At 62.8% G+C, this 6,004-nt stretch carries 9 protein-coding genes; 6 read left to right on the top strand and 3 right to left on the bottom strand.

Annotated elements, in window-relative coordinates:
* Positions 1-350 precede the first annotated feature (350 nt).
* The 5 genes from ACQP0C_RS18170 (at position 351) to ACQP0C_RS18150 (ending at position 2,570) form a co-directional block, all read left to right on the top strand.
* A complete protein-coding gene (locus ACQP0C_RS18170; RefSeq protein ID WP_433734063.1) occupies positions 351-524 on the top strand; it encodes a hypothetical protein in 174 nt (57 codons plus the stop codon).
* A 503-nt stretch (positions 525-1,027) separates the two neighbouring features.
* Positions 1,028-1,267, top strand: coding sequence for a hypothetical protein (locus ACQP0C_RS18165; RefSeq protein ID WP_433734062.1), 240 nt, complete (start codon positions 1,028-1,030; stop codon positions 1,265-1,267).
* Positions 1,268-1,366: 99 nt separating this feature from the next.
* On the top strand, positions 1,367-1,573 hold the full coding sequence (locus ACQP0C_RS18160; protein ID WP_433734061.1) for a hypothetical protein: 207 nt from the start codon (positions 1,367-1,369) through the stop codon (positions 1,571-1,573).
* 312 nt (positions 1,574-1,885) lie between these two features.
* On the top strand, positions 1,886-2,182 hold the full coding sequence (locus ACQP0C_RS18155) for a putative quinol monooxygenase (RefSeq protein WP_433734060.1): 297 nt from the start codon (positions 1,886-1,888) through the stop codon (positions 2,180-2,182).
* Positions 2,183-2,444: 262 nt separating this feature from the next.
* On the top strand, positions 2,445-2,570 hold the full coding sequence (locus tag ACQP0C_RS18150) for a hypothetical protein (RefSeq protein WP_433734059.1): 126 nt from the start codon (positions 2,445-2,447) through the stop codon (positions 2,568-2,570).
* A gap of 44 nt (positions 2,571-2,614) precedes the next feature.
* Here ACQP0C_RS18150 and ACQP0C_RS18145 read toward each other — a convergent pair whose 3' ends face one another.
* Positions 2,615-3,613 carry an NAD(P)H-dependent flavin oxidoreductase gene (locus ACQP0C_RS18145; RefSeq protein ID WP_433734058.1) on the bottom strand — a complete coding sequence of 333 codons (999 nt, stop codon included), beginning with the start codon at positions 3,611-3,613 and terminating at the stop codon, positions 2,615-2,617.
* A 221-nt stretch (positions 3,614-3,834) separates the two neighbouring features.
* On the opposite strand from ACQP0C_RS18145, the gene ACQP0C_RS18140 reads away from it, so the two are divergent.
* Positions 3,835-4,497: a PadR family transcriptional regulator gene (locus ACQP0C_RS18140; RefSeq protein ID WP_433734057.1), complete on the top strand. Its 663-nt coding sequence runs from the start codon at positions 3,835-3,837 to the stop codon at positions 4,495-4,497.
* 66 nt (positions 4,498-4,563) lie between these two features.
* Here ACQP0C_RS18140 and ACQP0C_RS18135 read toward each other — a convergent pair whose 3' ends face one another.
* Positions 4,564-5,451 carry a haloalkane dehalogenase gene (locus ACQP0C_RS18135; RefSeq protein ID WP_433734056.1) on the bottom strand — a complete coding sequence of 296 codons (888 nt, stop codon included), beginning with the start codon at positions 5,449-5,451 and terminating at the stop codon, positions 4,564-4,566.
* A gap of 15 nt (positions 5,452-5,466) precedes the next feature.
* Positions 5,467-5,838, bottom strand: coding sequence for a hypothetical protein (locus tag ACQP0C_RS18130; protein ID WP_433734055.1), 372 nt, complete (start codon positions 5,836-5,838; stop codon positions 5,467-5,469).
* Positions 5,839-6,004 lie beyond the last annotated feature (166 nt).

The raw sequence follows: 6,004 nt of genomic DNA, 5'->3' as shown, positions 1-6,004 counted from the left end.
TCTGCCGCCGCAAGCGCGCAGACGTCCAGAAACCCCCTGTTCACGCGAGGTCGACCGCGACCCCGCAGGACATCGAGCTACGTACGATATGTCCGTATCAAAGAGATCCGCGTTATCGAAGCGGCTGAGTCCCGCACCTAACCTCGGGTTCGGGATCTCATTCCGAAGTTGAGCCCGCCCGGGCGGCTACTGCTTCGGACATTATCCGGCCCCTCAAAAGACAAGAGGCTCACACATCCACGTGCCGGAACCGCATGTGGCAACCTTCTGCACCCGTGATATAGGGAAACCCGTTGCGCCACATACATCTAATGCTACTGGATTCCGACTTTTGATGTCTCACACTCGACGTGAATCTCGACGCCCTCAACACTTCCGCAGCCTCCGGTTTGTCGCAGGTATCCGCAACCATGTTCACCCGCTGGCTCTTCGCCACCATCCGCGCAGCGATAACCCGGGCAAGGCTCGATCTCTCGATCCTCAGCGTTGTGATCACCGCGATCATAGCTGGAGTCGATCAGTGATTCCCCTTCTGCCACACCGAGACGAGACCAGTTGGTCCTTCAATGGGCCGTTGCACGTCTGCTCCGGCTTCAGTGCTGCTGGACGACCCGCACCACCCACCGCCGAAACTGCTGCCGATGCTCCACCCACGGACGCTGCCGCCGCTCCTCGCACTCATCGCGCCGACGCACTCGGGCCGCAACGGCTCACACCGGGCGCGGGCCATTTCGTCCCGGCGGCACCGAGTTTCGCCGACCGGCTAGAGGAGTTTCTTTCGTCGGGCAAAGACACGCAACCGCGGTAGCCCTGGACAGAACTGCCCCGGCGAGCCGTCCACGGCAGCAAAGCCGCGAAGCGCGCCCGTGACCCCGAACAAGCCGCTCTTTGGGACTCCCAGCTGTCTCGCGTGGCCGGATCGGTCACGGTCAGCGGCATTCCACCGATCCTGCCCCCTACAAGGCGCTCGAGGTTCGACAGGACCTGGTGCTGAGTCGAATCCGGGCTTGCTGACGTCTTCTGTTCCGTGGGAGACAGGCCCAGCGCGCTGGACAGCAGGTCGGATTCAGCGCTGACCGTACCGATCGGCGTCGTCGCGGGCGGAGTCGCCGGAACCGTGGTCGGGTACTACGCCGGTTCATTCCTCGATTCAGCGGTGGGGCAGCGGCTCCCACAGCTGGCCGATGCCTATCGCCGCGGATCCCGCGAAGCCCGCAACGTCGTCGTCCGCCCCGACCGGACAACCGAACCGTGCGAAGCGGAATGACCAATCGGAAGACACGATTCTCGCCGACCATGTCGCAAATAGAACTCATTCTGCCGCATTTGGTGTCCGGACGCTGCGTAGCGTCGGCGGCGCCCGCGAATGGTCGTCATTGATGACGTGGATGGAGATGCCTATGAACGCATCGATCGTATTGCAGCCGTTGACGGCGGTGCAGGCATGATCGAAATTGCCGCGCAGTCGATATGTCGCGCAGGACTGAGCTACGGGGCGCTCGTCGCAGATGCCATTGCCAGTGTCGCCGAGGCTGCGTTCGCAGTTGGGGAGACGCCGTGTTGTGCCATCTGACAGTCGATTTCGGCCTTGGATCGCCACTGCATTTCAGCGCTTCCCACGAAGCGGCAGTGATATTCGCACGGGAGTCGACTGCGAAGGGGTGGGCCTGGGCAGCGACAGTCGATGATCGAGTGGAAGAAGGCTATCCGTCTATGCCGTGCCAAGACCTGTACACCTCACCGACTGGACCGGATGTGCGGGCATGACGAACAGCGAACTAATCGAGGCGTGCATTGATCTCGTTGGACGCAGATCACACGAACAGCTGCCTCGAATTCGATGAGCTCACATCCGTTCCGACTGCAGGGTACAAGGAGAAAATCGGTGACTCAGAGTTACTTTCAGGTGATCGCCCACTATCACGTACAACCGGAGCAGTTGGCGACCGTTCTCGAACTGCTCGCCCGGTTGCGCACCGCCAGCCGCGAAGAACCCGCCGACCTGTCCTACGACTACTTCCAAAACGCCGACGACCCAGCGCATCTGGTGATCCTCGAACGCTACACCGACGCCGAGGGATTCACCGCCCACCGCGAATACGAGCACTTCCAGATGATCGGAATCGGGGAAATCATTCTGCGCCTGGATCGCAGGCAGGTCGACACCTATCCGGTCGCCTGACACGGTCGCCGATCGGCGGCGCGTTCGGACGCTCGACCTTGGTCTCGAGGTCCAAGCTGTTCAAGCGTTCGCGCCTGCACAGTCGAATCGTTGATACGCCACCCTCATTGGACGTGGCGACAGGTCGTCATCCGAATACCTTTCCTCGCCGTTCAGACGGCTTCGACGAGGTCGTGGTGATCCTCCAACTCGGCGAACCGTGCCGCGGTCAACACATCATCGGCCACCCCGGCACCGCCAGTCCCGCAGCGTTGAGGATTCGATGCGACTCGCGGTGCTGCTCCTTGCTGAGCGGGAGACCTCGGGCGACGGCGTCCCGAATATCCGCGGGCACCATCGTGGTGAAGAACTTCCGAAGGCCTTCTCGGAACTCGATATCCTGCTGTGAGAGAGAAAGTCTCATTGCTTCTCCAGTCCCAGCGTGTGCGCATATCAGGCGAGCTGCGCGACAATGTCGGCGCTCAGCGCCTTGTGGGCGAGAGCTCTCGCCGCCTCGTCGTACTGGGCCTTGAAGACGGCCACCAGATCGGCGACGGTGAGGTTTTCCTTGATCGAGCCGATACCCTGCCCAGCGCCCCAGATGTCCTTCCATACCTTGGCGCTCGAGCTGCCGCCGGAGCCGAAGTTCATGGCCGACGGGTCGGACTGGGGAAGGTTGTCCGGATCCAGGCCTGCGGCGATGATGCTGCCGCGCAGATAGTTGCCATGAACACCGGTGAACGAGTTCGTGTAAACGATGTCCCTGGCCGTGGACTCTACGATCATCTGCTTGTAGTCGACAGCCGCGACAGCCTCGGCTGTCGACAGGAACGCCGAACCGACATATGCGAGATCAGCGCCGGCAGCTTGGGCCGCGAGGATGGATCGCCCGTGGGCGATGGCACCCGACAGCAGCACCGGCCCGTCGAACCATTCACGGATCTCCTGAACGAGCGCGAACGGCGACTGGGTGCCAGCGTGGCCGCCGGCGCCAGCGGCCACGGCAATGATGCCGTCGGCGCCCTTGTCGATTGCTTTGCGCGCGAACTCATCGCTGATCACGTCGTGCAGCACGATTCCGCCGTAGGAGTGGACGGCCTCGTTGATCTCCGGACGCGCCCCGAGGGACGTGATCACGATCGGCACTTGATGTTTCACGATCACTTCCATGTCGTGATCGAGGCGGTCATTGGTGCGGTGGACGATCTGATTGACCGCGAACGGCGCCACCGTGGCATCCGGGTTGGCGGCCGCATACGAAGCGTTTTCCTCCGTGATGCGGTCGAGCCAGTCCGCCAGCTGCGAGGCGGGGCGGGCGTTCAGGGCCGGGAAGGAACCGATCACTCCGGCCTGACACTGAGCGATCACCAGCTCGGGCCCAGAGGAGATGAACAACGGCGATCCCACGATGGGCAGCGTGAGGCGACCGGACAGAGTTGCAGGTAGGGCCATGACGGGGGTCCTTCGGAAGATGCGAAAGCGTTTGTCTCGCGGCGCGTCGGCCGCGAAGGAAGTGCGCTACGACGAAGCTATCGCCGCGACAACCTCTATGCAATAAGTTGCATAAACATGTGGCGCCCATCACACTGGTGGCCTTGCGCTCGCCGTTGCGACCGCCCGAAATGCGATGTGCCGCGCCGAGGCACTCCCGGCTGAGTGAGATTTCTCCGCCGATGATCGACTGGTCGCAGACTTCGCAGCGACCTTCTCTGCCGGAGCTCGCGGATCCGGGCGGCGCGATCTGGTCGATCGGTGCTCTCTACCATGGGGCGGTGGCACTGCAGTTTGCGATCCTGACCGCGTTGACCGAACGCGAGTCGACCGGCATCGAGCTCGCCCGGCGGTTCGACCGCGCATTCGGATACTTCTGGTCGGCCACGCACCAGCAGATCTATCGCGAACTGGATCGACTTCGCACCGGCGGCCTGGTCGCCGAGGTTCCACAACGGGAGCCTCCCGGACGTGGCCAACCGAAGCGCTTCTCGATCACACCTGCGGGAACCGCCGCTCTCCACAGGTGGATGAGCGAGACCGACGAGCCGACTCCGCAGCGGAATGCGCTGATCGTGCGGTTGCGCGCCGCAGCCGCTGTTGGGGACTTCGAGGGCATCCGAGATGCGGTCGCCAACCATCTCGAAGTGCATGAAAGGACGTACGCCACCTATCGGGAGATCGAGGAGCGTGACTTCTCGGCTATCGGCGATGACAGCGATAAAGTGCGGCATCTGGTCTTGAAGGCCGGCCTAGGGACAGAACGCGTCTGGGCCGACTGGTGTCGCGAGGTTATCGCGACATTGGATGAAATACAGAGGCCGAGCGAAGCTCGACCTACCTGACTCCGGCCGGGCGTACAGTGCGGTCGATGTCAAGGGACGACGGGCGGCATAGCGCTCGAGCTTGTCTCAGCCGCGCACCTCTTTTACGAATTCCGCGATGGCGGAGCCGATTGCATCAGGGCTGTCTTCTTGGATGAAATGCGATCCGGGAACGGTGATTTCGCGCTGGTTGGGCCAGGTGCGACAGAATTCGCGCTGGACGCCGGTGAGGATGGAGCCCGGTTCCGCATTGACGAACAGCTTCGGGAGGTCGCTTGTACTCAGCCACTTTCCGTAGTTATCGACTACTCCGACAACATCTTTCGGCTCTCCGTCGATCGGTATCTGGCGAGGCCAGCTCAGAGTGGGCCGACGGTCCTCGCCCGGCGAGGCGAAGGGCCGCCGATACTCGGCCATCTCCGCCTCGCTCAGTGACCGCAGCACCGACCCTGGGAGGACCCTCTCGACGAATATGTTCTTCTCCAGCACCATTCCCTCACCGGCAGACGACCGGAAGCCCTGGAACACACCTCGCGCACCCTCCGGCCACTGCTCCCACGTGACCGGCATGACGATGCTTTCCATATAGACGATCGCCCGGACACGGTCGCGGTGCTGGTTGGCCCAATCGAATCCCAGGGCCGACCCCCAGTCGTGCAGGACCAGCACGACATCGTCACCGAGGTCGAGCGCATCCCACAGCGCGAAAAGGTGATCACGGTGCTCGGCGTAGGTATATCGGTCGGGACCGGATTCCGGGAGCTTGCCGGAATCACCCATACCGATGAGATCACAGGCGATCAACCGCCCCAGCCCTGCACAGTGCGGCATCACATTGCGCCACAGATACGACGAGGTCGGGTTGCCATGTTGGAAGACAATGGCGTCGCCCTCCCCCTCGTCGATGTAGGCCATGCGTTGCCCGCGAACATCCGAGAACTTCTTCGAAGCGAAAGGTTCTGTGCTGTATGACATTATTCTCCTAGTTGGTCAGCGTCCGGCGAAGACAGGTCTACGTCGCTGCACGAAGGCCTGAACACCTTCACGGCCGTCGTGGCTTCGGCTGGTTTGCACGAGCTGTCGTGCCTCGCGTTCCATGTGCGATTCCAGGCTGTCGTTGGACGCCATCATCAGCAGTCTCTTGACTCCACCGTGCGCGTAGGTCGGCCCGTCCGCGAGCTTGCCAGCCACGGCGGCGACGGCGTCGCGCTGGGCATTCGAAGCTGTTGGCTCGGCCAAGGTGTTCGAGACCGCGTACGCCGTCACCGGTCGTGGTGGTGGCACCGTGTCGGCCGGACTGCCACATCCCTCGGCGACCGTGCAGCTGTCACCGCTCGGCATCGTGGCCGAGAATCGGCGCATCCTCGGCTCCTACATGGGCACGGCACAGCCCGCTGTCGACATCCCGACGATGATCTCGCTGTGGCGCGCGGGCCAGCTCCCCCGTGGACCGCCTCGTCTCGAGAGAACTACCGCTCACCGACATCAACGCAGCAATGGATGATCTCGCCTCGGGTCGGGCACTGCG

The organism is Nocardia sp. CA-129566 (assembly GCF_050956075.1).
Lineage (GTDB): Bacteria > Actinomycetota > Actinomycetes > Mycobacteriales > Mycobacteriaceae > Nocardia.
Note: the sequence above shows the minus strand (reverse complement) of the source record. Positions and strands in the feature narration are given on the sequence as shown.